The sequence below is a fragment of the Weissella sp. DD23 genome (assembly GCF_001579105.1).
In the GTDB taxonomy this organism is placed as follows: domain Bacteria; phylum Bacillota; class Bacilli; order Lactobacillales; family Lactobacillaceae; genus Weissella; species Weissella cibaria.
The window spans coordinates 86,338-87,025 of the sequence record NZ_KQ970391.1; the positions used below are offsets into that span (position 1 = coordinate 86,338).

Consider the following 688-nt stretch of genomic DNA (forward strand, 5'->3'; position numbering starts at 1 on the left):
ACGTCAGCACGCGCCACAGCGAAGATCGTTCGTGTCGCTCCACGTAAGGTCCGCCTAGTGCTTGACCAAGTTCGTGGTAAGTCTGTGGCTGAGGCATTTGCAATTTTGCAATTCTTGCCAAACCACAGCTCAGAAGATGTATACAAGGTGTTGAACTCAGCAGTTGCTAACGCTGAGAACAACTTCTCACTAGATCGCGAAGATTTGGTAGTTGCAGAAGCCTTTGCTAACGAAGGACCAACGCTAAAGCGTTTCCGTCCACGTGCCAAGGGTTCAGCTTCACCAATCAACAAGCGTACAAGCCACATCACGATTGTGGTAAAAGAAAAGTAAGGAGGATTGAGTCATGGGTCAAAAGATTAACCCAACTGGTATGCGTGTCGGCATCATCCGCGACTGGGATGCTAAGTGGTACGCAAACAAGAAGGACTACGCAACGGCTTTGCACGAAGATTTGAAGTTGCGTAAGTACATCGAGACTAAGTTGGCTGACGCATCAGTTTCACGTATCGAAATTGAGCGTACTGCTAACCGCGTGAACATCTCAATCCACACTGCTAAGCCAGGTATGGTTATTGGTAAGGGTGGTTCTGAAGTTGATGCATTGCGTAACGAACTTTCAAAGTTGGTTGCTAAGGGCGAGCGTGTCCACATCAACATCATTGAGATTAAGAAGCCTGATTTGGAC

The 688-nt window shown here is 47.5% G+C and carries 2 protein-coding genes; both read left to right on the top strand.

Annotation, left to right across the window (positions count from 1 at the left end):
- On the top strand, nt 1-333 hold a 333-nt coding region (gene rplV / locus WEIDD23_RS02975), incomplete at its 5' end, for a 50S ribosomal protein L22 (RefSeq protein ID WP_082778304.1).
- Nucleotides 334-346: 13 nt separating this feature from the next.
- A partial coding sequence (rpsC, locus tag WEIDD23_RS02980) for a 30S ribosomal protein S3 (RefSeq protein ID WP_082778305.1) occupies nt 347-688 on the top strand: 342 nt, incomplete at its 3' end.